Origin of the sequence: Brevibacillus sp. FSL K6-0770 (assembly GCF_038000275.1) — a bacterium.
Lineage (GTDB): Bacteria > Bacillota > Bacilli > Brevibacillales > Brevibacillaceae > Brevibacillus > Brevibacillus parabrevis.
In genome coordinates, this window is record NZ_JBBOBQ010000001.1 from 1,196,153 (window position 1) to 1,222,062 (window position 25,910).

The following is a 25,910-nucleotide window of genomic DNA, read 5'->3' on the forward strand; positions in this document are numbered from 1 at the left end:
CGTTCCCCCCTTTGTAATGAGAGCTCTCGATAATTCCTCCTGAGGGAAGGGGCTGCCAGCTAAGACTAGGATAGCAGTCCCGATTCATTTGCGTATGACTCAAACGGGCTATAAAAGGTGTCAAAAATCGCAACGATTATAAAAAATGGAAGGGACTTCATCCGAAAGCGGAGGTGCCGGAAAGGCTGGAAAAGGGCAGCGAAAGCGGTCATACTAGCTAGGAAGAATACAGGAGCGAAAAGGAGGGCGGAGCATGGACGCGACGATCGAAAAAGCACTGCGCCAGACGCTGGATGCGTGGGAGCGGATGAAAAGAAGCCATGAGGATGACGCCGAAGATGACGCCAACCAGTTCGAGGCGTCGTTTTACAAGCTGATGGATGCGATTCGCGGCTGGTTCAATGAGCTGCCAGCAAAGCCCGAATCGCTGGAAGACGCGCTGCTGCTTCCCGATTTGGCAGAGGTCGCCGACCAGATGCCGGGCGAAATCGTGCTGAACTTCGAAACGGAGCTGGAGCTGATCGTGGACGGGCAAATACGCGTGGACGACGAGAAGTACGATTAGGCTGTTTGTTCGCCAAAAAGAAACCTCGACCGGAGCTGTCAACCAGCTCATTCGGTCGAGGTTTTTCGTTGCCTGTCAGTTGCTGTATGCCTGTTAAGAGATCGTTTTTTGCCCTGGCTTCCAGTCCATCGGACACAGGCCGCCGGATTGCAAAGCTTCAATGACCCGCAATGTCTCATCTACGCTTCGGCCCACTTTGGAGTTGGAGACAACCGCATACTGCAAGATGCCTTCCGGGTCAATGATGAAGCTCGCCCGCAGGGGTGCTTTGGTCGCTTCATCGAGCACGCCGTAGCTGTTGGTCGCTTCTTTGCTGTAATCAGAAGCCAGCGGGAACGACAGCGGCCCGATTCCGTCGCTTGCTCTCATCCAGGCTTTGTGCGTATGCACACTGTCTCCGCTGACGCCGAGCACTTCGACGTTCAGCTCACGGAACTCGTCAATTCGGCGATTGAGACTGAGAATTTCGGTCGGGCATACTTTGGAAAAATCAAATGGATAAAAAAATAGCAGCAGCCACTTGCCGCGGTAATCGACCAAGCTTTTCGGAACAGGGAAGCCGTTGTCAAACGTCACGGTGTCCATCGTAAAATCGGGTGCGGGAAGTCCAATGCGTGCGCTCATCGAGAATCTCCTCGTTTCTGTAGGCATGATGTATGGTTCTGCTATCAAATTATCATGAATGATATTTATAATCAATATCATTTGAAAGTTACTTTAAATAATATTTTGCACAAAAACAGGAGCGGAATTGCCCTAAACCGCCGTACTGTATGAGAGGAAGGATCAGGTAGCATCCTAATGAACGAAGATGCTCAATGCCGGAGGGGAAACAAGATGCAGTCGATACTTTTGATCATAGTGCTCGTGGTGGTGGTACTGCCGCCGCTTGTCTTTTTCGGATATATGTACGCCTTGTCCAAACAGCCGAAGCATTCGATTATCCGCTCGCACCCGTTTTTGGGCTGGGTGCGCTATTTGCTGGAAAAGCTCGGGCCGGAATTTCGCCAATACTGGTTTGACAACGACACAGACGGCAGACCGTTTTCCCGCGCTGATTTCGTCGGGTTGGTCTACGCGGCGAAATACCGCACGGATCTCATCTCGTTTGGCGGCAGACGAGATTACGAAAAGCCGGGCTTTTACTTGTCCAACGCCATGTTTCCCAAGCTGACGAGCGAGCTGCGGGTAGACAACGAGCAAGTGCTTGTGGGCAAAAAGTACGTGATTACAGATGAGGGCCTGTTCACTCGCCAGGAAAAGTTCATCGAGGAACAAGTGAAGCCGTGGCTGCTGGCTGATCAGGATGCGATTGTCGTGGGAGAGCGCCGCGAACACCCGTGGCGGCTCAAAGGCATGTTCGGGGCATCTGCCACATCGTACGGGGCGGTCGGAGAAAACTACATTTTGTCTACGGGAAGCGGAGCCAAAATGGCGGGCGGCTCCTGGATCAACACAGGAGAAGGGGGCGTGGCGGAAGTCCACCTCGCTACAGGCGCGGATATCGTCGCACAGATCGGGCCAGGCATGTTCGGATACCGCGATGACGAAGGGCGATTCTCGATCGAGGAATACAAGCGCAAGGCGAGTCAGCCTGCGATCAAAGCGTTTGAACTGAAATTTCATCAAGGGGCAAAAATACGGGGCGGCCATCTCGAAGGCTCCAAGGTGACAGAAAAGGTGGCGGCAGCGCGGCTGGTGCCTGTGGGCAAAACGGTCAATTCCCCCAACCGTTTTGCGTTTCTGACCAAACCAGAGGAAGCTCTCCGGTTTGTCGGCACGTTGCAGGAAGCGGGCGGAAAACCAGTGGGAATTAAAATCGTCGTCGGTGACGCCAAAAGGCTGGAGCCGCTGTTCGCCAAAATGACCGAGCTGGATATTTACCCCGATTTCATTACGGTTGACGGCTCGGAGGGAGGTTCTGGCGCGACTTTCAAAGCGATGGCGGACGGGATGGGGCTGCCGCTCTATCCTGCGCTGCTCATCCTCGACGATGTGGCGCGGACATTCGGCGTGCGTGACCGCTTCAAAATTTTTGCGTCCGGCAAGCTGATCACGCCTGACAAAGTGGCGATTGCTCTCGCCTTAGGGGCGGACGCTGTCAACTCCGCGCGCGGCTTCATGATGGCGAACGGCTGCATCATGGCGATGCAATGCCATACAGGCAAGTGTCCGACCGGAATTACGACCACGGACGCCAAATACCAGGAGGCGCTCGCCCCGGAAGAAAAGCAGTGGCGGGTCATGAACTACATTTTGCAGTTGCGCGAAGGCTTGTTTTCGCTCGCCGCAGCCTGTGGACTGGAAAGCCCGCGTGATTTTACGCGCGAGCATGTCGTCTACACGAATGAAAGCGGCCAGAGCGTGCGGGTAGCGGATTTGTTCCCGTATCCCGAGCCCGAGCAGCCCGGACACTCAGAAGCTGTCTTGCTTTAGTTTCGTCCAGTGGTTGTAGTCATGAATGGCAAAGCCTGCGTAGCTTGCGTGCTGAGCGAGCTTTTCCTTGGCGAGCTGAAGCTCTGTTTTCAGCACATGTGTCGGCAGCGAATGAAAAGTCGTATGGGCACCTTCCGCGCTGGGGGCGGTTTCGATTCCGACGATGACCTGCTTGCCCAATGTGCCCGCTTCCCGCAAAATCGGCTGGGCATTGGCGATGATTCCGTCATTGCCCAAAGCGGAGTTGCGGTAATCCATGATGACCACCGCATCGGCTTTTTCCAGCATCCACGCACTCAAACTGTAGCGGGTGTCGGGAACCTTGACCTGATGCAGCCAAAAAGGAATGTCCAGCGTAAGCCGCAGACCGTTCGCTTTTGTTCTGCGCTCGATCAGGCGTATGCTGTCCATCCAGTTGCTGACGACCCGTGTCTGATCGCTTTTCCATTCGGGAAGCACGTACGGTTCAATGTCAAAATGCAGCCCGGAAAACCTCTCCTCAGGGGCGACAGCCGCATTGTAGGCTTCGACCCAGTCGATAAAAGCCTCGATCTGGCTGTGGCCGGAAGGAAAAGCCCATCCGGGGCGGCCGTTCAATGCTTCTACTTTGATTTGCCTTTTTTGCGCTTTTTGCATGAACGATTGGTATACAGCTTGCGGAATGTCCTTGTCGATTTGCAAGTAAATGCTCGTCACTTGCTGTTCCGCGGCAAATTCAATCATTCGCTCCTGTTCCTGACCGCTCAAAAGCAAGGACGCATCCCACAGCCACGTGCTGTGCTGCTTTGGAGCGGCTGTCGCGATAACAATCAGATTGCGCTCGGCGTTCCAATCGATCCGGGCGTCAAATGATTCGCTGATAAAACGGAGCGGCACCATTGTCCGGCCATTGCGGAGCGCAGCCGCCGTATCCAGCTGGACTTGCTTGCCGTTCACGTGCGCAATGCTTTGACCGACCGTCAGCCTGATCGTGGTTGTCGCGTTTTGCAGCGTAACCTGTCCGGTTTTTGCATCCCATTGCGTGCGCAGCCCGAGCTTTTCAGCCACGAATCTGACGGGCACCAGCGTACGTTGCGAGCGTGCGTCTACATACGGCTGGACGTCGGGAAAGGCGACAGCTTGCCCGTTTACCGTGACGTCGACGGGCTGTGCGCAGACAGGAGTGCCGAAGGAAACAGCGCTTTGCAGTACAGCCAGCGCCATGATTTGCTGAATTTTTTTCATCTGTCATGTCCTCAATGTTTTTCATTTCAGGCAGGTGCTGTCTTATTGTACTATGGGGTTGTTTTCCAGTGCCTGATCGAAAGGATGCAAGGCCAAACAGACCGCCTGTGAAGAAACTCCTATTTTTCGGGAGAGCCTTTACAACCTATGGCAAACAGGATAATATGTATAAAAATGACAAAAGGAACAAAAAAATCAGGCTATTGTACACCTTCCTTCTACTCAACTTGGATATTAGGGGTACTGCTTTCCTGATTTTTTTTATTGCTGCCGATGAAAAATCAAATCTACCTTCGCCGGAAAAACAAACTGATTGTGAAAGCGGGACAGCATGAATTGCCTGTCTCTTACTTGGCTGCGGCCTTGCGCAATATGGAGAGCTTGGGCTACACGTTTTCCCTGGAGCTGATCGAGCGAATCCGCACGCTGTCCGAAGCGGAATTTTTCCCGCTCTACTCGGAGGTAGTGAGAGTTTTAAAAGACATGGTCGGTGCCTCCAGGCGCTTCAAGCCTTTTTATCCGAATTTCCCGCGCCAGGTCATGGAAGCGAGCGACGGGGAACTGTACCTCCAGGCGATTATCCATTACTTGACGTGGCAGCTTCCCGTGCATGAAGTGAAAAAGCGGCTGCCGCTCCTGAAAGAATCCCGTTTGAAAGTGATTCAACTGGGAACGGACGAAGAGCTGCTGCAAATAGGCATGAACATGCTGCGGGCGAACAGCTCGCTCTCCGCTCAGGACAAGGAAGACTTGAAAGGCTTGATTCACGGTTGCAAAGGGATTGCGGAAGCTTTGCCGCCGGAAATCCCGCACAAGGAAAATGCCGCTGTCGTGGCGAGCGTGTTGCTTCGGGCCGACAAAATGCCGCCTGACTTTTTTGCGAAGTATTGCAAGACGTCAACAGATGTTCTGCGACTGGCGACGGCTCTGTCCGACGGGGATGTCAGCCTGGCTGCCCCTGCGAAGTTTCGCAAGTTCAGACGGGCCGAGCGCAGGCTGTTGCTTCGATTGCTGGAAGCAAGCCCGAACCTGGCGGAAGACATGCAGCGCTATAAAAACCGCTGGATTCGCCTCGGGGAGATTTTGCATCCTTTTGAATACAAAGACCGTTATCCGCGGGCAGCGGAAGCGTTTGATATTTTGCGCAACAATCGGCGCATCGAGACTTTCAACAGTCAGGTCGAGCTGGCGATCCTGGCGTGCGATATAAAAGAAGCGACCAGATTGCTGATGCAACGGCCAGGTGAATTTGCCCGACGGCTGGATCACATGCTCCGCTTGACGGAAGCGGGCGATCAGGTGTTGCGCTCCTTTGAGCAGATAGCGACTTCTGTATCGACCCCCGTCCTTTTGCAGGTGATGAATCACTTTGACAAGCGGGAGCGATACGGTGAGTGGCGAACGTTCTTTCCAAAAGGAGAAGTGGCAAAAGTACAGGCGATCCCCAATATGCTTCCGCAGCTGGCGGATGAACAGCGCGCGCGTGCAGCCGGGATATGTCGCGAGGTATTGATTCGGCGCTTTTCTGCCTTGCCTACTCTCGGAAAAGTTTATATCGACCCGCAATTGCACGAGCAACTGGTGCCTTTTTCCCAAAGATCGGCAAGCAAGGCGTTGCGCACGATAGCGCGCGGCTCCAGACTGCCGATCCCCGAGGGGAGCACGATCCGCTTTTTCACCTGGTGGAAGGAAGGGATCGTCAACGATGTCCCTACCGGGCGGGTAGATATCGATTTGTCCGCTGTCCTGTATGACGAGAAGTGGACGTACATGGAGCATGTGTCCTACACCAATTTGCGGTCCGCGAAGTATCGCGCCTGCCATAGCGGCGATGTCGTACAGGCGCCGAACGGAGCGTGCGAGTTCATCGATGTCGATATCGAGTCAGTGCTTCGATACGGCGGGCGCTATGTCGTGATGTCACTGAACTCGTTTACGAGCCAGCCGTATTGCGATTTGCCGGAGTGCTTCGCAGGCTGGATGATCCGCAGTCAGCCCGAGTCCGGCGAAGTTTTTGAACCGTTGACAGTTCAGGATAAAGCCGACATCGCTGCCCGTTCGACGATCTGCCTCCCGGTCATTCTCGATCTGGCAGAGCGAAAAGTCATTTGGACGGACATCGCGCTGCGTTCGCATCCGCGCTTCGTCAACAACGTAGAGGCAAATGGCGGCGGTATCGAATGGATGGGCCGCGCGCTGACGACACTTGTGAAGCCGACCTTGCACGAGCTGTTCACCCTGCACGCACAGGCGAGAGGGACGATTACCGACCGGATGGAGGAAGCAGACACGGTTTTTTCCATGGAAGAGGGGATTACCCCGTTTGACATGGAAGTGATCTTGGCTGATTTCCTCGCTGGTTAATGATGGGAAGTTTAAAAGTCAGCTCAGGCTGGCTTTTTTCGTTGTTTGCAAGAATCGCTCCCTCGGATTTTCCGTGTTTTTCCATTTTCCCTCTCCGATTTGCAGCTTTTGCTTGAATCCACGGTAGCATTTGCTATTATTAAAACAAGTGAGTGTTATTGAAATGAATGAACGACATTTGAATAGGATAGAAAACAGGTCCTTGTGTTTTTGCGAGTGCTTATTTCGTGAAAGACAGGGTTAAAAGGGAAGTTTGGTGAAATGCCAACGCGGTCCCGCCACTGTAAAAGAGTAGCTCTTCTTCCTGGCAACGGCGCCATCCACTGCCCCACTACGAGGCGGGAAGGAGAAGAAGAGTGATGATCCTTGAGCCAGGAAACCTGCCTGTTTTGGTGTATGCACTGTTTTCCTTCGGGTCAAAGGAAGAGGTGAGGATTGTTTTTGTCAGCTATCCGCGCTTTGTTTTCCTTCTAGATTTTGGAAAACAAAGCGTTTTTTTGTGCGCCTGACAAGCAATCGCTGACACTTTTTGGACTGGACAATGGGGTCCCCGAAAAGTACCTGAAAAGGGCTGGAGAAAACTATCCTTTTTAGGTAACTGACGGGGGCCCTGAAAAGTATGTAGGGTCAAAATGACAGCAAGGTCTTCACTTCAATCTGGGGGTGTGCGTTGTGAGCAATAAACGTGGACTGTTTTTGGTCTATACCGGAGACGGAAAAGGAAAGACGACAGCAGCGGTGGGCTTGGCTGTACGGGCGACCGGGCGGGGAAAAAAGGTGATTATGATTCAGTTCATCAAGTCGCCTGAGCGGACGTATGGAGAGAAAATCATTTTTGACAAGCTCGGCATCGAGATCGTGCAAAAGGGCGTAGGCTTTACGTGGACGAAGACGCCAGAGGAGCATCGGGAAGCGCTCAAGGAGGCGTGGACTTTTGCCCGGGAAACGCTGTCTTCGGGAGCGTATGACGTCGTGATTTTGGACGAGCTGAACAACGCGCTGGCGATCGACCGTTTTCCCATTGACGATGTGCTGCCGCTTTCGGATGTTTTGGAAGCGATTCAAAACAGGCCGAGCCATGTGCATCTGGTCGTGACGGGGCGGAGCGCCAAGCAGGAAGTGATGGACATGGCTGATCTGGTGACAGAAATGAAGCCGCTCAAGCATTACTATGACGAAGGAATACCAGCAGTGCTGGGGGTAGAATTTTAATGAACGTGCTGGAAACGTATGGTCACGGTGGCGACTTGCTGACCGCCTCGCAACGCTTTGGCGTAAAGCCTGGAGAGTTTCTCGATTTCAGCGCCAATATCAATCCGCTCGGCATGCCGGAACGGGTCAGGGACATGCTGCTGGATTCGCTGTCTGCGGTGTTGCGCTATCCGGACCCGGGACACCGCGAGTTTCGCAAGGCGCTGGCGAAGCGTCTCGGACTGCCGGAAGCATATCTTTTGCCAGCCAATGGAGCGGCGGAAGCGATGGCTTTGGCGATTCTCGGGCTGCAACCAGAGACAGTCGGCGTCGTGTATCCGTGCTTTTCGGAATATGCAGAGCTTTCCGAGCAGTTTGGCGCGCGTGTCATTGGTTGCTACGGAAAAGCAGAGAACGGCTACAAGCCGGATCGCGCCGAGCTGTACAAGCTGTTTGAACAGGCTGATCTCGTATTTGTCGGCTCGCCGAACAACCCGACCGGGATCTTGTACGAGCCGCAGGAGCTGTTGCAAATGGCGGACTGGGCGGCAGAGACAGGCACCTGGCTGGTCGTGGACGAAGCTTTTCTCGATTTCGTGGCGGAAGAACGGCAGTTTACGCTGGCGAGTCGCCTGGAGAGCTTTCCATGGGTCATTTTGATGCGGTCGATGACGAAAATGTATGCGATTCCCGGCCTGCGTCTGGGATACGCGATCGCCCATCCAGACGTGATCGCCAACATGCGGCAAAAGCAAGTGAGCTGGAGCGTGAATGCGCTGGCCCTTTTGGCGGGGGAACTGTGCCTGATGGAGCAGGAGTACGAGCGAAAAACCCGCAGCCTGATCGCCGAAGAGCGGGCCAAATTGCTCGACTTCGTCGGCAAGGAGCTGGGATGGCAAGTGTGGCCGGGAGAGGCGAACTTCTTGCTCGTTCGCTCGCCGGGGGAGCTGCCGGCGGCCCAGTTGCAAGAATGGCTTGGCAAAAAAGGGGTGCTGATCCGCAATTGCGCGATGTATCCCGGACTGACTGCCCATGACGTGCGCATCGCGGTTCGCGGAAGTGCGGAAAATGCTCGCCTGATGGCGGTCTTGCGCGAGGTGCGGGATGAAAGGGGCGGCAAGCGTTGAGTCTGGTGTTGGTGACAGGCGGCGTTCGCTCCGGCAAGAGCCGCTTTGCCGAAGAGCTGGCCGAACAGGCTGGCGAGCGAGTTCTTTACGTAGCAACGGGGCAAGCCTGGGACGAAGAGATGAAGCAGCGGATCGAGCGGCACAAAGAGCGCCGTCCAAGTCAATGGGGAAGCGTCGAGGTAGGGGAGCGGCTTTGCGACTACGAGAGCGTTGCATCAGGCTACGGGGTCGTGCTGATTGATTGCTTGTCGACATGGGTGAGCAATCGGCTGATGAGCGTCGAGGAAGCGCAGTGGCGCAGCCAGGAGCATACCGAAGCGCTTTTGCAGGAACTGGAGGCGTGGCTTGCCCTCGTCAGCCGCTCCCCGCAAAAAGTGATCGCAGTCACCAGCGAGGTCGGCTTGGGCGGAGTGGCGATGAATCGGCTGGGCAGATGGTTCGCCGATGTGCTCGGGGATGTCAATCAACAGACTGCACGGCAGGCGGATGCCGTCTACGCGGTAATGGCCGGAATCCCGTGGAGGATCAAAGGATGAATGCATTTTGGCACGCGATTGCCTTTTTTACGCGGATTCCCGTCCCGTGGCTGCGCCCATCCGATGAGGCGTGGAAAAAAAGCGTCAACTGGTATCCGGCTGTCGGGCTGGTCATAGGTATTTTGCTATGGGGTGTCCACCAGGCAGGGCTTTCGCTCTTCAGTCCGTGGCTTGCCGCCGTGTTGACGCTCATCGTCTGGGTGTACATCACAGGCGGACTGCATCTCGACGGCTGGATGGATTTGGCGGACGGATTGGGCAGCAGCAGGCCAAAAGAACAAGTGCTTGCGATCATGAAGGACAGCCGCGTGGGTGCTTTTGGCGTGCTGGCGGCGCTTTTGCTACTGCTGCTCAAGGCGGGCGCTTTGACAGAGCTGACACATCCAGGCTGGGGGCTGCTCCTCGTTTTTGTTCCCGCAGCGGCGCGGACCCATGTCCTGCTTGCCATTCGGCTCTGGCCGTACTTGTCGGCGGATAAAGGGATCGGCAAAGGCATCAGCGCCGGATTGTCGCTGTGGGCGATCGTCATCGGCTATGTGGCTTTGCTCGCAGTTGGCTGGCTGGCAGGCGGCTGGCAGGTCGTCGCGGCGATCGCTGGATCGTGCTTGTTCGCTCTGCTGTTCTGTCGTTCGGTTGCCCGCAAGCTGGGCGGGCTGAACGGGGATTGCTACGGGGCTGTCATCGAGAGCAGCGAGGCGGTCATGCTGCTTGTACTGGTCGGGAGTTGGTGGTTATGAGGTGGGTCTGGATACGCCATGGCGAGACTGACAGCAATCGGGAACACAGATATCTCGGGCATAGCGACGTCCCTTTGAACATAGATGGAAAAAGGCAGGCGAGTGAACTGGCAGAGCGCTTGTCCCGCCAGATCGAACGGCCTGATGCGCTCTACGCCAGCGATTTGCTCCGGTGCATGGAGACGGCCCAACCGCTGGCCGACGTATGGGATGTGCCGATCATCTCTGTTCCGGCTTTGCGGGAGCTGTCTTTTGGCGACTGGGAGCTGCTGACCTACGACGAGCTGATGCAGGCGGATTGCGAGCGGGCTACGCGCTGGTACGACGATCCTTTTCACTGCTGTCCGCCCAACGGGGAAAGCCTGCAAGCGCTGGGCCACCGCGTAGACGGCTGGTTGTGCAAGCTGATGGATCGGCAACAGCGGGAGCCAAACGAAACGACCGTATTGGTTGCCCACGGCGGAGTGATTCGCTGGTTTCAGGCGGCATGGCTTGCAAAAGACCCGCGCCAATACTGGCAAGTAGACGGGCTAAAGCACGGAGAAGCGCTGTTTGCGGAGTGGGATGGGCAGCGCTGGCACAGACAAAGGCTGGGAAGCTAAAGAGAGGGACAACATGACGGAAGTGTGGGTATTGTGCGCGGCATACTTGATTGATCGGGTGGTAGGCGACCCGCGCAGCTTGCCGCATCCGGTGGTGATCATCGGATGGTGGATCACGCGGCTGGAGCGTGTCATTCGCGCTGTCGTCAAGCGGGAATCGCATTTGAAGCTGGCGGGAATCCTGTTTCCGCTCCTGATCGTGTCAGGCAGCTATGCCGCCGTCTGGCTGATTTTGTGGGTGGCTGCTCTCGTGCATCCACTGCTCGCGTGGGTGGTTGGAGCCTGGCTCATCTCCACGACGATCGCGACAAAAGGCTTGGCGGACGCTGGGCTGGAGATTGCCCGCCATCTGCTGGCAAATGACATGGCGGCGGCAAGGAGCTCCTTGTCGATGGTTGTAGGGCGTGACACGGATCAGCTCGATGAGCCGGAAATTTGCCGGGGGGCGGTGGAGACGGTAGCGGAAAACATCGTGGATGCGATTGTTTCCCCGCTGATCTACGCCGCATTGGGCGGTGCGCCACTGGCGATGGCTTATCGGGCGGCCAACACGCTTGATTCGATGGTCGGCTACAAAAATGAGAAGTACAAAAACTTGGGCTGGGCGTCCGCGCGTTTTGACGACGTGATGAATTACATACCCGCTCGCCTGACCGCGCTGCTTTTGGTCATGGCAAGCTGGCTGCAACGACTGGACTGGAGACAGTGCTGGGCGATGATCAAAAGAGACGCGCACCTGCATCCAAGTCCAAACAGCGGATTGCCGGAAGCGGGGGTGGCTGGCGCACTTGGCGTACAGCTTGGGGGTCTTAACTACTACCAAGGTGTGCCGTCCAATCGGGCAAGGCTCGGGGACCCGCATCGGCCGTTGGCTGCTGCCGATATCACGGCAACCATTCGTCTGATGTATCTCACTTCCTTGCTGTGCCTGCTTTTATGTTTGGGGATTGCAGCAGTTCTGGCACTTGTCTAGCCGGATGATGAGCGAAAAGACACCGTAAGAGTAAGACCATATAACGCCTGCATGCGACACGTATGCGATGGAAAGGGGAGGGGCCGTATGAGCGGCAAGTTGTTTGTGATCGGGTTTGGCCCGGGAAGTTTTGAACATATCACCAAGCGTGCGCGGGAAGCCCTGCAAGAATCTGACGTCATTATCGGTTACTCGACGTACGTGGATTTGATCCGCGGACTTTTGACCAATCAGGAGATCGTCAGTACCGGGATGACCGAGGAAGTGACGCGTGCGCGCGAAGCCGTGCGCCAAGCGGAAGAGGAAGGCAAAAAAGTAGCGGTGATCTCCAGTGGAGACTCCGGCGTTTACGGGATGGCGGGTCTGGTCTACGAAGTGCTGGTCGAGAAAGGCTGGACAGAGGCGACAGGCGTTCCGATCGAAATCGTTCCGGGCATCTCGGCGATCAACTCCTGTGGCGCTATTCTCGGTGCTCCGATCATGCATGACGCCTGCACGATCAGCTTGAGCGACCACTTGACGCCGTGGGAGCTGATTGCCAGACGGATCGATGCAGCCGGGATGGCTGATTTCGTCATCGCCTTGTACAACCCGCGCAGCGGTCGACGCACGCGCCAGATTGTGGAGGCGCAGCGCATCCTTTTGCAATACCGTTCGCCTGATACACCTGTCGGAATCGTGAAAAGCGCCTACCGCGAGCGCGAGACGGTCGTGGTGACGACACTTGCGCAAATGCTGGAGCACGACATCGGCATGTTGACGACGGTCATCATCGGGAACTCTTCGACGTTCGTATACGATGGCAAAATGATTACGCCGCGCGGCTACCAGCGCAAATACACGCTGTCGGCAGACGAACAGCCGCTCAAGCCGCATCAACGGCTGCGCGTGGAAAATGAACCGTGGTCATTGGAAGCAGGCGACGAAAGCGTGGGCACGACTGCCCCAAAGACAGTAGAGCCAGCAAGTGAGCGACCTGTGCTGGCGACTGATGTGGAAAGTCCGTCGGCTGCTGGTCAAGCCGGACTAGCCGGAAGTGCAACGAGTACGGCTGTCCTGGAAGCTCCTCCGGTGGAACAGGCAGCGCAAACGGTTGCTCACCAGGCAGAGCGCTCGCCGCTCGATTGGGCCATGCAAGCGCTGAGTGCCGTCAATACGGCAAAAGGCATCGAAACGAAGCCTGCCCAAGCAAGCGCTGTTCGTACGGCTTCATCGTTTCAGCCGGAAATGATTTTTGAGTTCGCCGTCAGTCCCGGTGTCGCCAACAAAAAAATCACGCCGATGCAGATGATGGCGATCGCCGAAGTCGCAGGAGAAAAAGGCGAGATCGAATATACCCCGCACCACCAGATCATCATGCGTGTGCCGACTGCTGATCCGGAAAGCGTGACCAGCCGTTTGCGCGAGCTGGGGCTTATCCTCAGCCCGATCGGGGATGTGTTGCAGGTGAAGGCGTGCGATTTTTGCGATGGCGAGAAAAAAGACAGCATCCCGTACGCGGAGGAGCTGCACCAGCGGCTGGGTGGCAAGGAAATGCCCAAAGAGCTGAGAATCGGCTTTAACGGCTGCGGCATGGCCTGCTATGGAGCTGTTCAGGAGGATATCGGAATCGTGTTCCGCAAAGGCAAATTCGATTTGTTCCTGGGCGCGAAAACGGTGGGACGTAACGCGCATTCCGGCATTCCGGTTGCGGAAGGCATTGATAAAGAGGCGATTGTGCCGCTTGTCGAGCGAATCGTGAACCGATTCAAAAAAGAGGCGTTTCCGAATGAGCGCTTCCACAAGTTTTTCCAACGGGTAGGCGAGCTGGAGGGGTATGCCTGGTACGAACCTGCCAAAGCGGAAATCGAGAACGCCGCTTGCGGAGATTGACAGACGGATCAATAGGTAGCGGAGTTGACCGAAAACGAGGGGGAAACGAAATGGACGCGGTTTTATTTGTAGGACACGGAAGCAAGGACCCGGAAGGCAACGAAGAGATTCGCCAGTTTGTCGCTTCCCTTGCGCCTGAGCTGGATGTGCCGATTATCGAGACGTGCTTTCTCGAGTTTGCCAGACCAGACATGCTGCAAGGATTGAATACGTGTGTAGCGAGAGGAGCGACGCGGGTAGTGGTCATTCCGATCATCCTGTTCTCTGCGGGGCATGCGAAAATCCACATCCCGGCGGCGATTGACGAAGCGAAGGAGCTGCACCCGCACGTACAGTTCATCTACGGTCGTCCGATCGGCATTCACGAAGAAGTGATCAACATTTTGTCTACACGCATGGCAGAAGCGGGCTTCGCTTCCGGAGAAGATTACGACGATCTGGCTGTGCTCGTCATCGGGCGCGGCAGCAGCGACGCGGATGCCAACAGTGATATTTACAAAATGTCCCGCCTTTTCTGGGAGCGTTACAAGGCGCCTTTGGTCGAGACAGCTTTCATGGGTGTGACCTACCCGCTGTACGACGAGGGAGTGGAGCGCTGCCTGAAGCTTGGCGCCAAGCGCATCGTGCTGTTGCCGTACTTCCTGTTTACAGGTGTGCTGATCAAACGGATGAGCGATCAACTGGAGAAGTTCCGCGCGCAATATCCGGATGCCCAGTTTGAGATGGCCGAGTATTTCGGTTTCCACCCGTTGCTGAAAGAAGTGCTCAAGGATCGCGTCGAGGAAGCTTTGCACGGGGAAGTGAAGCTGAACTGTGACACCTGTCAGTACAGACTGGCAGCGATGGAGCATATCGACCACCATCACCACCATCACCACCACCATGATGACGATCACGGACATGGACATCACCACCACCATCACGGGCATCATCATGATCACGATCACCACCATGACCATGATCATCACCATGCTCACGATCATCACCATGACCACGATCACCACCATGCTCACGATCATCACCATGGTCATGATCACGATCATGACCACGACCACAAGCATGACCACAAGCATGACCACGTAACCAAGTAGGAGGAGACACAGCATGATTCTCGTATTGGCTGGAACGAGCGACGCGCGTGAATTGGCCTTGTTGATCAAGGAAAACGGCTACGATCTGCTGACCACCGTCGTAACGGACAACGCAGCGAAAAGCATGGAGGAGGCCGGTGTGCCCGTCCAGGTCGGACGCTTGACTGCCGACGACATCCAGCAGTTGATCCAGGAAAGGGGCGTGCGCTGTGTCGTTGACGCGAGCCACCCTTTTGCGGAGGAAGCCTCGAAAAACGCGATGGCGGGCGCACAAGGAGCGGGTGTTCCGTACATCCGTTACGAGCGTGAGAGTCTGGATGCGCCAGGCAGCGAAAAGCTGATCATCGTCGAGGATTACGTGCAAGCAGCCGAGCTTGCGGCTGACAAGCGCGGCGTCATCATGCTGACGACTGGCAGCAAGACGTTGAAGACGTTCACGGATCGTCTCCTGGGCCTGCCGGACACGACATTGGTTGCCCGCATGCTGCCGCGGCTCGACAATATGCAAAAATGCGAAGAACTCGGCGTGGAGCAAAAAAACATCGTCGCCATGCAAGGGCCTTTTTCCAAAGAGCTGAACAAAGCGCTCTACGCCCACTATGGCGTGACGCTGATGATTACGAAAGAGAGCGGCAAGGTAGGCGCTTTTGACGAAAAAGTGGAAGCAGCGCTGGAAATGGGCATCGAGACAATCGTCATCGGACGTCCGAAAATCGATTACGGCACCAAGTTTTCCGACTACCAAAGCGTGCTGAACCAGCTTAAAGAGGTCGTGCAATAACACGGCATCCCGCCTGTATAAACAAGCATCCAAACAAGTGACTGGAGGAAACCAACCATGGACTTCAAAACCGAATTTAAGCCTTTGACTGTACAACCGCAAGAGATCGAGGACATGAGCTTTCAAATCATTACCGACGAGCTGGGCGAGCACCCGTTTACAGAGGAACAATACCCTGTCGTGCAGCGCGTCATCCACGCTTCCGCCGACTTTGATCTCGGACGCAGTCTCGTTTTCCACCCGGATGCTGTCCAATCCGGTATTCAAGCGATTCGCAGCGGAAAAATCGTCGTGGCGGACGTGCAAATGGTTCAAGTCGGCATCAGCAAAAATCGGATTGAGAAATTCGGCGGCGAAGTGAAAGTATACATCTCTGACCGCGACGTCATGGAAGAAGCAAAACGCCTCAACACCACTCGTGCGATTATTTCCATGCGCAAAGCTGTGAAGGAAGCAGACGGAGGAATTTTCTGCATCGGTAACGCGCCGACAGCTCTGCTGGAGCTGATTCGCATGGTGAAGGAAGGGGAAGCGAAGCCAGGACTTGTCATCGGAATGCCAGTAGGCTTCGTATCTGCGGCGGAGTCCAAGGAAGAGCTGGCGAAGCTCGACATTCCTTTCATCACCAACATCGGGCGCAAAGGCGGAAGCCCTGTAACTGTAGCGGCATTGAATGCCATCTCCATCATGGCGGAACGGTTGGGCTAAGCAGATGGCAGCCAAAGCAGCATCGGACGAAAAAGAGGCGAAACCCCTCCGCCACGGCTACACAACTGGATCATGCGCAACGGCGACGACCAAGGCTGCTTTGATAGCGCTGATAACCCAGGAGCCGCAAAGGGAGGCTACGATCCGCCTGCCGATCGGGGAAGACGTGACTTTCCAGATGGAGAGCTGCGAGTTTTCGCCGGAAAAAGCGACAGCAGCCACGATCAAGGACGGCGGTGACGACCCGGATGCCACGCATGGGGCGTTGATTCTTTCCACTGTCGAATGGTCAGACGAGCCTGGGATTATTTTGGACGGTGGCGTCGGGATAGGACGGGTGACCAAGCCAGGGTTGCCTGTCCCGATTGGCGAGGCCGCGATCAATCCCGTTCCGCGCAAAATGATTCGCGAGACGGCTCAGGCGGTACTCGATGAGTACGGGATAGAGCGCGGGATCAAAATCGTAATTTCCGTGCCTGCGGGCGAGGAAATTGCCAAAAAAACATTGAACGGACGACTCGGCATACTCGGCGGCATTTCCATTTTGGGGACGCGCGGAATCGTGGTGCCGTTTTCCACTTCTGCTTACAAGGCAAGCGTGGCTCAGGCGATCAACGTCGCCAAAGAAGCGGGCTGCGATCACATCGTCCTCTCCACGGGCGGAAAAAGTGAGTCGTATGGAATCGCTACCTACCCGGAGCTGTCCGAGGAAGCTTTCGTGGAGATGGGCGATTTCGTCGGGTTTGCGCTCAAGCAGTGCAAGGTCAGGAAAATGCGCAAAGTGACGCTTGTCGGCATGATGGGCAAGTTTTCCAAAGTGGCGCAAGGTGTCATGATGGTTCACTCGAAAAGCGCTCCTGTCGACTTCGGATTTTTGGCCCAGATGGCGACGGAAGCAGGTGTTTCCCAAGAGCAAGTGGACGAAATACTGGGAGCAAATACAGCCTCGCAGGTCGGGGATATGATGGCGGAGACGCCTGCCTTTTTCGAGATCATGTGCGCCAACTGCTGCCGTGCCGCCCTGAAAGAAGTAGGCGGCGGCATCGTGGTCGAAACCATCATCATTACTATGAAAGGGTCCCTGCTGGGAAGGGTGACGATCGATGACACAAGCGATGAAAGTGATCGGGATCGGGGATGACGGACAGCAAAGCTTGCTGCCGCTGTACCGGACCTGGATCGAAGAGAGTGAGCTGTTGGTTGGAGGAGAGCGGCATCTTGGCTTTTTTCCGGAGTACAAAGGGGAAAAGCGAGTTTTGAAAGGCGGATTGACCGCGATGGTCGAGGAACTGCGGTCAGAGACGCGCAAGACGGTCATTCTCGCTTCCGGCGATCCGCTCTTTTACGGGATCGGCAGCCTTTTGGCGAAAAAGCTCAACGTGGACATTTACCCGCACCTCAGCTCCATTCAGCTCGCTTTTGCCAAAATGGGCGAGGCGTGGCAAGATGCGACATTGCTCAGCGTACACGGCCGCAGCATCAAAGGGCTGGCGCAGCGGATGGACGGGAAGGACAAAGTCGCGCTGCTCACCGATCGGGAAAACACGCCTGCGGCGATCGCCAAGTATTTGCTGTCGTTTCAGATGACCGAATACGATGCGTTCGTGGCGGAAAACTTGGGCAGCGAAGACGAGCGGACAGGCTGGTACGCTTTGCAGGACATGGCTGACGGCGTCTTTTCCGATTTGAACGTCGTGATTTTGAAAAAGCGTCGGCCAAGCCCGGTCTGGCCGTTTGGGATTGCGGACGAGGAGTTTTCCCAGCGCAAGCCGGACAAGGGACTGATTACGAAAAAAGAAGTGCGCATTTTAAGCATCGCCCAACTGCAATTGCACGCCAAAAGCATCGTTTGGGACATCGGCACCTGCACAGGCTCCGTCGCGATCGAGGCAGCGCGAATCGCACGCGAAGGCGAAGTGTACGGCGTGGAGAAAAATGCGGACGACCTGGAAAACTGCCGCCAAAACATGGCGAAGTTTCGCACCGATCTGACTGTTGTGAATGCCCGCGCGCCAAAAGGACTGGATGAGTTCCCCGACCCGGATGCTGTATTCATCGGGGGCAGCGGCGGAGAATTGCGCGAGCTTCTGAACATTTGCTGCACGCGGCTTCGGGCAGGCGGACGCATCGTGGTCAACGCGGCGACGATTGAGACGTTGTACGAAGCGACGCAAGCTTTTGCAGAGGAAGGCTTCGAAACATCGGTCACGCTGGCGCAGCTGTCGCGCAGCAAGCCGATTTTGTCTTTGACCCGTTTTGAAGCGTTGAATCCGATCTACATCATTACGGCCTGGGCAAAGCAGGCAGAGGAACAAGGAGGAGACAGCAAGTGACCAAGATCGGAACATTGTACGGGCTGGGAGTCGGCCCTGGCGATCCAGAATTGATTACTGTCAAGGCATTCCGCCTGCTGCAGCAATCCCCGGTAGTTGCGTACCCGAAAAAACGGATGGGCAGCAAAAGCTACGCCCACCAAATTGCCGAGCTGTACGTGCAGCCGCAAGACAAGGAAATGCTCGGACTCGTCTTCCCGATGACACGCGACAAAGAAATTTTGGAGCGCGAGTGGAACAAAACGGTCGAAATCGTCTGGGAGCGTCTGTCCGAAGGCAAAGACGTCGCGTTTGTGACCGAAGGCGATCCGATGTTTTACAGTACGTTCATCCACATGATGCGCGTCATGCATGAAGAGCACCCGGAAGTGCCTGTCGTAACCGTGCCGGGCGTATCTTCGTTCCTCGGAGCTGCTTCCCGCTTCAACATGCCGCTCGCGGATGGCGACGAGCAAATCGGGATCATTCCGGCTACAGAAGACAAGGAAGCGATGCGCAAAGCGATTGAAGATCACGATACCGTCGTGTTTTTGAAGGTAGCAAAAGTGCTGCCGATGATCATCGGTTTGCTGAAAGAAATGGGACTCGCAGACAAAGCCGCTGTTGCGACAAAGGTCACTTCCTCGGAAGAAATGGTCTGGACGGACATGCGTGAACTGGAGCGGGCAGAGCTTAGCTATCTTACACTGATGGTGGTGAAAAAGGGATGAAACTGTACATAGTGGGAGCGGGTCCCGGCGACCCGGATTTGATTACCGTAAAAGGCATGAAGCTGCTGCAAAAGGCAGACGTCATTTTGTACACCGACTCGCTCGTCAACGAAGAGCTGGTTGCGCTTGGCAATCCTGATGCAGAGGTGCTGCACAGCTCGGGCATGGCGCTGGAAGAAATGGTAGAGCTGATGGTAGACCGCATCAGCAGCGGAAAAACAGTCGTGCGCTTGCATACGGGCGACCCGTCCGTGTACGGAGCGATCATGGAGCAGATCGCCTTGCTGAAAGCAAAAGGCATCGAGGTAGAGATCGTGCCAGGCGTCAGCTCCGTATTTGCGGCAGCAGCAGCAGTAGGCGCCGAACTGACCATCCCGGAGCTGACCCAGACGCTCATCCTTACCCGCGCAGAGGGGCGCACGCCTGTACCGGACAGGGAGAAGCTGCGCGCGCTTGCCGAGCATCACTGCACACTCGCTTTGTACTTGAGCGCGACTTTGACGAAAAAAGTAGTGCGTGAGCTTGTCGAGGCAGGCTGGAGCGAAGATACGCCAGTCGCTGTCGTGCAACGGGCAAGCTGGCCGGATCAGCTGATCGTGCGCACGACTTTGAGAAATTTGGACGAAGACATGGGCAAAAACGGCATTCGCAAGCACGCGATGATTTTGGCAGGCTGGGCTTTGGACCCGGATATCCATGAAAAAAGCGAACAGTACCGTTCCAAGCTGTACGATAAAACCTTCACGCACGGGTACAGAAAAGGTGTGAAAGAATGATTATCGAACTGGTTGAAGGGGAAATTCCAGCCATCCGCCAGCGCGGGGAATATGCGATCGTCGCCATCACGAAGCACGGGGTAGAGATGGCACGCGATCTGGCGCAAAAATTTCCCGGGGCAGACTTGTACTACATGAGCAAGTTCGCCCGTGGAGACGAGGAAGCGCGCGGCATCCAGCTGTTTTCCAACAGTGTGCGCATGCTGTTTCCTGCGCTTTGGCCCGCTTACAAAGGGCTGATTATCATTATTTCGCTCGGGGCGGTTGTGCGGATGATCGCTCCTTTGCTGGAAGATAAAAAGAAAGACCCGGGTGTCGTCGTCGTGGACGATCGCGGGGAAAATGTGATCAGCGTCCTGTCCGGCCACCTCGGGGGAGCCAATGAGCTGGCTCGCGAGGTAGCGGCAATCATGGGCGCTCGTCCGATCATCACGACTGCTTCCGATGTACAAAAGACGATCCCTGTCGATTTGTTCGGCCGCCGTTTTGGCTGGGAGTGGGATTCGGCTGACAAGCTGACGCCAGTGAGCGCCTCTGTCGTCAACGAGGAGCATGTAGCGGTGGTCAACGAATCAGGCGAGCGCGACTGGTGGATGCACGACACGCCGATGCCACCGTCGATCAAGGAATACAAGACGATTGCCGAAGCGCAGGCAGCCAATCCGCATGCCGCGCTCGTCGTCTCTCACCGCTTGCTTGCGCCAGAGGAGCAGACGATTTTGGACAATGGCGTCCTGTATCGTCCGAAAGTAATCGTGCTCGGAATGGGCTGCAACCGGGGAACATCTGCCGAGGAGATCGAGGCGGTCATCAAGGAGACGCTGGATGAATTACAGTTCTCCATCAAAAGCGTCAAGGCTCTTGCGACGATTGAACTGAAAAAAGACGAGGCTGGACTGATCGCCGTATGCGAGAAGTACGGCTGGCCGTTCGTCTGGTATTCCTCGGAAGAGCTGAACAAGGTGGAGATCAGCGATCCGTCCGAGACGGTATTTAAGTTCACGGGAGCGTACGGGGTAAGCGAGCCTGCGGCGAAGCTGTACGCAGGTGTCGACGAACTCGTCCTGACCAAGAAAAAATCGGGCAACGCCACTATTTCTGTCGCTTTAATGCCTTATCGTGAGGAGGAGCGCGTATGACGGATAACAGCCGCCGTATCGTAATCGCCGGAACGGGCAGTGGGGCAGGCAAGACGACCGTTACCATCGGACTGATGGCTGCCCTGATCCGCAAAGGCCATGTCGTCCAAGGCTTCAAGTGCGGCCCTGACTATATCGATCCCACTTACCATACAGCCGTAACAGGCAGAGCGTCGCGCAACCTCGACAGCTTCATGCTGGAGCATGAGGTGGTCAAAGAGATTTTCGTCCGCGGCAGCGAAGGCGCGGACATCTCGATCATCGAGGGCGTCATGGGCATGTACGACGGCAAGGAAGCGACGAGCGACAAAGGAAGCACGGCTGAAATCAGCATTTTGACAGCTTCGCCTGTGTTGCTCGTGGTCAACTGCCAAAGCATGGCGCGCAGCGCGGCTGCGATCGTCAAAGGCTTTCAGCTGCTCAATCCGCAGGCGAAAATCGTCGGTGTGATCGCCAACAAAGTCGGCAGCGAAGGGCACCACAAAATCGTCAAGGCGGCGATTGAGCAGGAGTGCGGGATTCCGGTTGTCGGCTATTTGAAACGGGAAAACGAGCTGGAAATTCCCGAGCGTCATCTCGGACTCGTGCCATCCGTGGAACGCGGCGAGCTTGCGCCTCTGTTTGCGAAGCTGGCAGACTTGATTCACGAAACGGTAGACCTCGATCTGGTTTGGGAACTGGCGAAAGCAGAGCCGCTGCAAGTGGAGCCAAAGCTGTTCGCGCCGCGTCAAGCGAACTACGACGTGACGATCGCGGTAGCGAAAGACCCGGCGTTTCATTTTTACTATCCGGAAAATTTGGAACTGCTGCAGGCGCACGGAGCGAAGCTGGCCTTTTTCTCGCCGCTGGCAGGAGAAGGCGTGCCGGAAGCAGCGGACGGCCTGTACATCGGCGGAGGCTTTCCTGAGGAGTTTGCTGCCGAGCTGTCGCAAAACGAGCTGGTGAAAGACTCGTTCCGCAAGGCGATTGCCAAAGGCTTGCCGACCTTGGCCGAGTGCGGCGGGTTCATGTTTTTGACGGAAGCGATTGTGACGACAGACGGCGAGAGCTTCCCGATGCTCGGGATCGTGCCCGGGAAGGTGACGATGCAGAAAAAGCTGGCCGCGCTTGGCTATCGGGAAGTGCGCGGCAAGGCAGGCAATTTCCTGATCGGCCCGGATGAACAGGCAAAAGGGCACGAGTTCCATTATTCGACTTATTCTAGCGAGCAACAGCTTCCTGCGGCCTATGAGACAAAAGGGCTGCGCGGAACTAAGCCAGAAGGCTTCGCAGAGGGCAATCTGGTCGCAGGCTACACGCACTTGCACTTTGGCTCCAATCCAGAGCTGGTGAAGCGGTGGCTGAGTCTGTGCGCGGAGGTGGCGGCTCGTGCCTAAAGCTCTCCCGCTGATGGTTCAGGGAACCAGCTCAGACGCAGGGAAAAGTGCGATCGCAACGGCACTTTGCCGAATTTTTGCGCAGGATGGCTACAAGACGGCCCCGTTCAAATCGCAAAACATGGCGCTGAACTCCTACGTCACGCTGGACGGGAAAGAAATCGGGCGGGCACAGGGCGTTCAGGCGGAAGCGGCCGGGATTCTCGCCACGACCGACATGAATCCGATCCTGATCAAGCCGACGCGCGATTCCGAGTCGCAAATCGTGGTGAACGGCGAGCCGTACGCCAACATGAAAGCGATGGCGTATCGCCAGGAGTTTTACGAGGAAGGACTGCGGATTATCGGCGAGGCTTACGAGCGGCTCGCCGCCGCGTATGAGCGGATCGTGATTGAGGGGGCAGGCAGTCCGGCAGAAGTCAATCTCAACGATCGCGAGCTGGTCAACATGCGGGTCGCGCGACTGACGAACGCTCCGGTCATTTTGGTGGCTGACATCGAGCGCGGCGGCGTTTTTGCCAGCCTGGTCGGCACGCTGCAACTGCTCGAACCCGAAGATCGCGACCGGGTGATCGGCGTCGTCATCAACCGTTTTCGCGGCGATTTGACGCTGTTGCAGTCAGGCTTGGACTGGTTTGAGGAGTATACGGGCAAGCCTGTGCTTGGCGTGGTGCCGTTCATTCCCGACTTGTGGATCGATGCGGAGGACTCGCTGATTTTGCATCGCTACCAGGGGCAGAGAGAGACGCCGCGCGATCTGGACATCGCGGTCTTGCGCTATCCGCGCATTTCCAATTTCACAGACGTAGACCCGTTTTTTGTGGAGCCGGATTGCCGGATGCGCTTCGTGACTCGTTTGGAAGAGCTGGGCGAGCCTGACCTCATCGTGTTGCCAGGCAGCAAAAATACGCTGGAAGACTTGCAGTTTTTGCGCGAGTCAGGGCTGGCAGACGCCGTGAAACAGCTCCATGTGCAAAAAAAATCGTACGTAGTCGGTCTGTGTGGCGGCTATCAAATGCTGGGGCTGACGATTTTGGACCCGGATGGCGTGGAATCTCCGCTGCAGCAGCTTGACGGGCTGGGGCTGATTCCGATGACGACGACGATGGAGACAAAGAAGACGACGGTTTTGTCGAGGGGCGAAGCGGTGTTTGCCGGAGAGCGGCTCGAAGTGGAAGGCTACGAGATTCATATGGGCCAGTCCGCTTATGAGCAGGTGGATGCCCCCTTTATCCAGATGGGAGAGCGCACGGAAGGCTACTGTCAGGAGGAGCGCCAACTGATCGGGACGTATTTTCACGGGTTGTTTCACAACGACCGCTTTCGTACGCTGCTATTGAACGCAATCCGTGCGAAAAAAGGGTTGGAGCCAATCGTGGAGCGTCCGTCCTTCGTGGCGCTTCGCGAGCAAGGCTACGATCTGCTGGCAGATACGGTACGCCGTCATGTGCGGATGGATGTCATTGAAGAACAGATGAAGGCTTATCAGGAAAAAGAGGTGCGTATATGATGGCAGGCTTGGAAAAGCTATTTCCGGCGATTGAGCCGCGAAACCATGAGGCAAGTGAGCAAACGAGACAACATGTGGATCAGCTGACCAAGCCGCTGGGAAGTTTGGGACGCCTGGAGGAACTGGCTGTGGAGCTGGCAGGAATGACAGGAGAGACGTTTCCGGTCGTCACGCCGCCTGGCGTACTTGTTTTCGCGGCGGATCACGGCGTCGCTGCTGAGGGAGTGTCGGCCTATCCCCAGGAAGTAACGGCGCAAATGGTGCTGAACCTGGTGAACGGTGGCGCGGGGATCAACGTGTTCGCCCGGCAAATCGGCGCGATCCAAAAATTCGTGGATGTCGGCGTGGCTGTAGAGGTAGAGGCTCCCGGAGTGACCAGCAGACGTATCCGCTCTGGCTCGGGCAACATGCTGAAAGAAGCGGCGATGTCGCCGGAAGAAGCGCGGCAGTCGCTTGCGGTCGGCATCGAGCTGGCGCAGCAGATCATCGATGAAGGAGCCAAGGTGCTGATCGTCGGTGAAGTAGGGATCGGCAACACGACAGCGAGCAGCGCGATTTTGTCCGCTTTGACGGGCGCAGACCCGGATGAGATTGTCGGGCGGGGCACAGGCTTGGACGACGCTGGCTGGCAGCGCAAAAAAGCCGTTGTCCGCGAAGCGCTCGCGCTGCATCGCCCGGATGCGGATCAGCCGCTCGACGTGCTGGCAAAAGTGGGCGGACTGGAAATCGGCGCGATGGCAGGGGCCGTGATCGGCGCTGCATCCAGACGCGTTCCGGTGTTGCTCGACGGCTTTATCGCCACCGTAGCAGCACTTTTGGCGGTGCGGTTGGAGCCAGGCGTAGCGGACTACTTGATTGCCGGTCACCGTTCCCAGGAGCCGGGACATGCTTTCGTACTGAACGTACTGGGCAAACAGCCGTTGCTCGATTTGAACCTGCGGCTTGGCGAAGGCAGCGGAGCGGCAGTGGCGTTTTCCATCGTCGAGGCATCGGCACGGATGGTGCGCGAGATGGCGACTTTTGCTTCGGCGGGAGTCAGTGACCGATGAGCGGCGCGGGAAAAGTGTACCTCGTCGGCGCTGGACCTGGTGATCCCAAGCTGATTACGGTCAAAGGGCTTGAATGCTTGCAAAAGGCTGATGTGGTCGTCTATGACCGCCTGGCTAACCCTGAATTGCTCGCTTATGCGCCTGAAACGGCAGAGCGTATTTATTGCGGCAAACTGCCTGATCATCACACGATGCGCCAGGAATCGATCAATGAAGTCCTCGCGGAGAAGGCGCTGGAAGGCAAGATCGTTGTACGCCTGAAAGGTGGCGACCCGTGCGTGTTCGGACGTGCGGGAGAAGAAGCCGAGCATCTGGCTGGGCGAGGAGTCGCTTTTGAGATCGTGCCAGGCGTCACGGCGGGAATCGCGGCTTCCGCATATGCGGGAATCCCGGTGACTCATCGCGATCACGGTTCATCTTTTGCCGTAGTGACAGGTCATCTGCGCGAAGACAAGCCGGAGCTGGCTGTGGAAAAATGGCGGGCGCTGGCGAGCGGGATCGACACGGTTGCCTTTTACATGGGCGTCGCCAATTTGCCGCTGATCCGCACGCAATTGATCAAGCACGGCCGCGACGCAGAGACGCCTGTCGCTGTCATCTCCTGGGGGACGCTGCCCAAGCAAGCGGTCGTAACGGGCACTTTGGCAAACATCGAGGAACGCTTGGCAGAGAACAGCCACGTCACCAATCCGGCGATCATTTTGGTCGGCGATGTCGTGAAAATGCGGGAAAAAATCAACTGGTTTGAGGCCACGCTTGGCGTAAACGATAGTCTTGCCGAGTAAAGCGCAACGGCTGGGCGGCTAGGCT

At 56.3% G+C, this 25,910-nt stretch carries 24 protein-coding genes and 1 riboswitch; of the genes, 22 read left to right on the forward strand and 2 right to left on the reverse strand.

From position 1 onward, the window contains the following. The first annotated feature begins 253 nt into the window (after positions 1–253). Entirely contained in the window at positions 254–565 is a 312-nt protein-coding gene (locus NST23_RS06085) for a hypothetical protein (RefSeq protein WP_122962796.1), read from the forward strand. Positions 566–658: 93 nt separating this feature from the next. Here the strand turns inward: NST23_RS06085 and NST23_RS06090 are convergent, their stop codons facing one another. Further along, the gene (locus tag NST23_RS06090; RefSeq protein WP_122962797.1) at positions 659–1,189 is read right to left on the reverse strand and encodes a peroxiredoxin; all 531 of its coding nucleotides are present in this window, start codon (positions 1,187–1,189) and stop codon (positions 659–661) included. Positions 1,190–1,402: 213 nt separating this feature from the next. Here NST23_RS06090 and NST23_RS06095 point away from each other — a divergent pair, with 213 nt between their 5' ends. Beyond that, entirely contained in the window at positions 1,403–3,001 is a 1,599-nt protein-coding gene (locus NST23_RS06095; RefSeq protein WP_122962798.1) for an FMN-binding glutamate synthase family protein, read from the forward strand. Here the strand turns inward: NST23_RS06095 and NST23_RS06100 are convergent. Beyond that, on the reverse strand, positions 2,981–4,225 hold the full coding sequence (locus NST23_RS06100; RefSeq protein ID WP_122962799.1) for a copper amine oxidase N-terminal domain-containing protein: 1,245 nt from the start codon (positions 4,223–4,225) through the stop codon (positions 2,981–2,983). The genes NST23_RS06095 and NST23_RS06100 overlap by 21 nt on opposite strands. Before the next feature lie 273 nt (positions 4,226–4,498). On the opposite strand from NST23_RS06100, the gene NST23_RS06105 reads away from it, so the two are divergent. The 20 genes from NST23_RS06105 (at position 4,499) to cobA (ending at position 25,885) form a co-directional block, all read left to right on the forward strand. After that, a complete protein-coding gene (locus NST23_RS06105; protein ID WP_122962800.1) occupies positions 4,499–6,589 on the forward strand; it encodes a TerD family protein in 2,091 nt (696 codons plus the stop codon). 180 nt (positions 6,590–6,769) lie between these two features. After that, a riboswitch (cobalamin riboswitch) is annotated at positions 6,770–6,991 on the forward strand. A gap of 270 nt (positions 6,992–7,261) precedes the next feature. Next, positions 7,262–7,801: a cob(I)yrinic acid a,c-diamide adenosyltransferase gene (cobO, locus tag NST23_RS06110; protein WP_122962801.1), complete on the forward strand. Its 540-nt coding sequence runs from the start codon at positions 7,262–7,264 to the stop codon at positions 7,799–7,801. Next, entirely contained in the window at positions 7,801–8,907 is a 1,107-nt protein-coding gene (cobD, locus tag NST23_RS06115; RefSeq protein WP_122962802.1) for a threonine-phosphate decarboxylase CobD, read from the forward strand. Before cobO ends, cobD begins: the two co-directional genes overlap by 1 nt. Positions 8,908–8,912: 5 nt before the next feature. Further along, the gene (cobU, locus tag NST23_RS06120) at positions 8,913–9,443 is read left to right on the forward strand and encodes a bifunctional adenosylcobinamide kinase/adenosylcobinamide-phosphate guanylyltransferase (RefSeq protein ID WP_233454051.1); all 531 of its coding nucleotides are present in this window, start codon (positions 8,913–8,915) and stop codon (positions 9,441–9,443) included. Further along, positions 9,440–10,180 carry an adenosylcobinamide-GDP ribazoletransferase gene (gene cobS, locus NST23_RS06125; protein ID WP_122962804.1) on the forward strand — a complete coding sequence of 247 codons (741 nt, stop codon included), beginning with the start codon at positions 9,440–9,442 and terminating at the stop codon, positions 10,178–10,180. The genes cobU and cobS overlap by 4 nt, the downstream gene beginning before the upstream one ends. Then, entirely contained in the window at positions 10,177–10,782 is a 606-nt protein-coding gene (locus tag NST23_RS06130; RefSeq protein ID WP_122962805.1) for a histidine phosphatase family protein, read from the forward strand. Before cobS ends, NST23_RS06130 begins: the two co-directional genes overlap by 4 nt. 13 nt (positions 10,783–10,795) lie before the next feature. Further along, positions 10,796–11,755 carry an adenosylcobinamide-phosphate synthase CbiB gene (gene cbiB, locus NST23_RS06135; protein WP_340963333.1) on the forward strand — a complete coding sequence of 320 codons (960 nt, stop codon included), beginning with the start codon at positions 10,796–10,798 and terminating at the stop codon, positions 11,753–11,755. 87 nt (positions 11,756–11,842) lie between these two features. Next, complete coding sequence (gene cobJ, locus NST23_RS06140; protein WP_280648091.1) at positions 11,843–13,627, forward strand: precorrin-3B C(17)-methyltransferase; 1,785 nt, start codon at positions 11,843–11,845, stop codon at positions 13,625–13,627. Between the two features lie 50 nt (positions 13,628–13,677). Next, positions 13,678–14,718, forward strand: a complete 1,041-nt coding sequence (locus NST23_RS06145; RefSeq protein WP_340963334.1) for a sirohydrochlorin chelatase — start codon at positions 13,678–13,680, stop codon at positions 14,716–14,718. Between the two features lie 13 nt (positions 14,719–14,731). Next, the gene (gene cobK, locus NST23_RS06150) at positions 14,732–15,499 is read left to right on the forward strand and encodes a precorrin-6A reductase (protein WP_122962809.1); all 768 of its coding nucleotides are present in this window, start codon (positions 14,732–14,734) and stop codon (positions 15,497–15,499) included. Positions 15,500–15,556: 57 nt separating this feature from the next. Further along, complete coding sequence (locus NST23_RS06155; RefSeq protein WP_063228372.1) at positions 15,557–16,207, forward strand: precorrin-8X methylmutase; 651 nt, start codon at positions 15,557–15,559, stop codon at positions 16,205–16,207. Positions 16,208–16,211: 4 nt separating this feature from the next. Further along, on the forward strand, positions 16,212–17,348 hold the full coding sequence (locus tag NST23_RS06160) for a cobalt-precorrin-5B (C(1))-methyltransferase (RefSeq protein ID WP_340963336.1): 1,137 nt from the start codon (positions 16,212–16,214) through the stop codon (positions 17,346–17,348). Continuing rightward, positions 17,311–18,540, forward strand: a complete 1,230-nt coding sequence (gene cbiE, locus NST23_RS06165) for a precorrin-6y C5,15-methyltransferase (decarboxylating) subunit CbiE (RefSeq protein WP_122962811.1) — start codon at positions 17,311–17,313, stop codon at positions 18,538–18,540. The genes NST23_RS06160 and cbiE overlap by 38 nt, the downstream gene beginning before the upstream one ends. Beyond that, positions 18,537–19,250, forward strand: coding sequence for a precorrin-2 C(20)-methyltransferase (gene cobI, locus NST23_RS06170; RefSeq protein WP_063228369.1), 714 nt, complete (start codon positions 18,537–18,539; stop codon positions 19,248–19,250). The genes cbiE and cobI overlap by 4 nt, the downstream gene beginning before the upstream one ends. Further along, the gene (gene cobM / locus NST23_RS06175) at positions 19,247–20,026 is read left to right on the forward strand and encodes a precorrin-4 C(11)-methyltransferase (RefSeq protein WP_063228368.1); all 780 of its coding nucleotides are present in this window, start codon (positions 19,247–19,249) and stop codon (positions 20,024–20,026) included. Before cobI ends, cobM begins: the two co-directional genes overlap by 4 nt. Next, positions 20,023–21,165: a cobalt-precorrin 5A hydrolase gene (locus NST23_RS06180; RefSeq protein ID WP_217021871.1), complete on the forward strand. Its 1,143-nt coding sequence runs from the start codon at positions 20,023–20,025 to the stop codon at positions 21,163–21,165. Before cobM ends, NST23_RS06180 begins: the two co-directional genes overlap by 4 nt. Then, positions 21,162–22,541 (forward strand): cobyrinate a,c-diamide synthase, encoded by a 1,380-nt coding sequence (locus tag NST23_RS06185; RefSeq protein WP_122962813.1) that lies wholly within the window; start codon positions 21,162–21,164, stop codon positions 22,539–22,541. The genes NST23_RS06180 and NST23_RS06185 overlap by 4 nt, the downstream gene beginning before the upstream one ends. After that, the gene (locus tag NST23_RS06190; protein WP_122962814.1) at positions 22,534–24,051 is read left to right on the forward strand and encodes a cobyric acid synthase; all 1,518 of its coding nucleotides are present in this window, start codon (positions 22,534–22,536) and stop codon (positions 24,049–24,051) included. Before NST23_RS06185 ends, NST23_RS06190 begins: the two co-directional genes overlap by 8 nt. Beyond that, the gene (gene cobT / locus NST23_RS06195) at positions 24,048–25,100 is read left to right on the forward strand and encodes a nicotinate-nucleotide--dimethylbenzimidazole phosphoribosyltransferase (protein ID WP_173596049.1); all 1,053 of its coding nucleotides are present in this window, start codon (positions 24,048–24,050) and stop codon (positions 25,098–25,100) included. Before NST23_RS06190 ends, cobT begins: the two co-directional genes overlap by 4 nt. Beyond that, the gene (gene cobA / locus NST23_RS06200) at positions 25,097–25,885 is read left to right on the forward strand and encodes a uroporphyrinogen-III C-methyltransferase (RefSeq protein WP_122962815.1); all 789 of its coding nucleotides are present in this window, start codon (positions 25,097–25,099) and stop codon (positions 25,883–25,885) included. Before cobT ends, cobA begins: the two co-directional genes overlap by 4 nt. Positions 25,886–25,910: the final 25 nt, after the last annotated feature.

Coding starts and splice junctions, on each gene's coding strand:
- cobA (WP_122962815.1), top strand. CDS start 25,097: ATGAGCGGCGCGGGAAAAGTGTACCTCGTCGGCGCTGGACCTGGTGAT.
- cobM (WP_063228368.1), top strand. CDS start 19,247: ATGAAACTGTACATAGTGGGAGCGGGTCCCGGCGACCCGGATTTGATT.
- NST23_RS06090 (WP_122962797.1), bottom strand. CDS start 1,189: ATGAGCGCACGCATTGGACTTCCCGCACCCGATTTTACGATGGACACC.
- cobS (WP_122962804.1), top strand. CDS start 9,440: ATGAATGCATTTTGGCACGCGATTGCCTTTTTTACGCGGATTCCCGTC.
- cobJ (WP_280648091.1), top strand. CDS start 11,843: ATGAGCGGCAAGTTGTTTGTGATCGGGTTTGGCCCGGGAAGTTTTGAA.
- cbiB (WP_340963333.1), top strand. CDS start 10,796: ATGACGGAAGTGTGGGTATTGTGCGCGGCATACTTGATTGATCGGGTG.
- NST23_RS06185 (WP_122962813.1), top strand. CDS start 21,162: ATGACGGATAACAGCCGCCGTATCGTAATCGCCGGAACGGGCAGTGGG.
- NST23_RS06085 (WP_122962796.1), top strand. CDS start 254: ATGGACGCGACGATCGAAAAAGCACTGCGCCAGACGCTGGATGCGTGG.
- NST23_RS06095 (WP_122962798.1), top strand. CDS start 1,403: ATGCAGTCGATACTTTTGATCATAGTGCTCGTGGTGGTGGTACTGCCG.
- NST23_RS06155 (WP_063228372.1), top strand. CDS start 15,557: ATGGACTTCAAAACCGAATTTAAGCCTTTGACTGTACAACCGCAAGAG.
- NST23_RS06145 (WP_340963334.1), top strand. CDS start 13,678: ATGGACGCGGTTTTATTTGTAGGACACGGAAGCAAGGACCCGGAAGGC.
- cobK (WP_122962809.1), top strand. CDS start 14,732: ATGATTCTCGTATTGGCTGGAACGAGCGACGCGCGTGAATTGGCCTTG.
- NST23_RS06105 (WP_122962800.1), top strand. CDS start 4,499: ATGAAAAATCAAATCTACCTTCGCCGGAAAAACAAACTGATTGTGAAA.
- NST23_RS06180 (WP_217021871.1), top strand. CDS start 20,023: ATGATTATCGAACTGGTTGAAGGGGAAATTCCAGCCATCCGCCAGCGC.
- cobD (WP_122962802.1), top strand. CDS start 7,801: ATGAACGTGCTGGAAACGTATGGTCACGGTGGCGACTTGCTGACCGCC.
- cobT (WP_173596049.1), top strand. CDS start 24,048: ATGATGGCAGGCTTGGAAAAGCTATTTCCGGCGATTGAGCCGCGAAAC.
- cbiE (WP_122962811.1), top strand. CDS start 17,311: ATGACACAAGCGATGAAAGTGATCGGGATCGGGGATGACGGACAGCAA.
- NST23_RS06130 (WP_122962805.1), top strand. CDS start 10,177: ATGAGGTGGGTCTGGATACGCCATGGCGAGACTGACAGCAATCGGGAA.
- NST23_RS06100 (WP_122962799.1), bottom strand. CDS start 4,225: ATGAAAAAAATTCAGCAAATCATGGCGCTGGCTGTACTGCAAAGCGCT.
- NST23_RS06160 (WP_340963336.1), top strand. CDS start 16,212: ATGGCAGCCAAAGCAGCATCGGACGAAAAAGAGGCGAAACCCCTCCGC.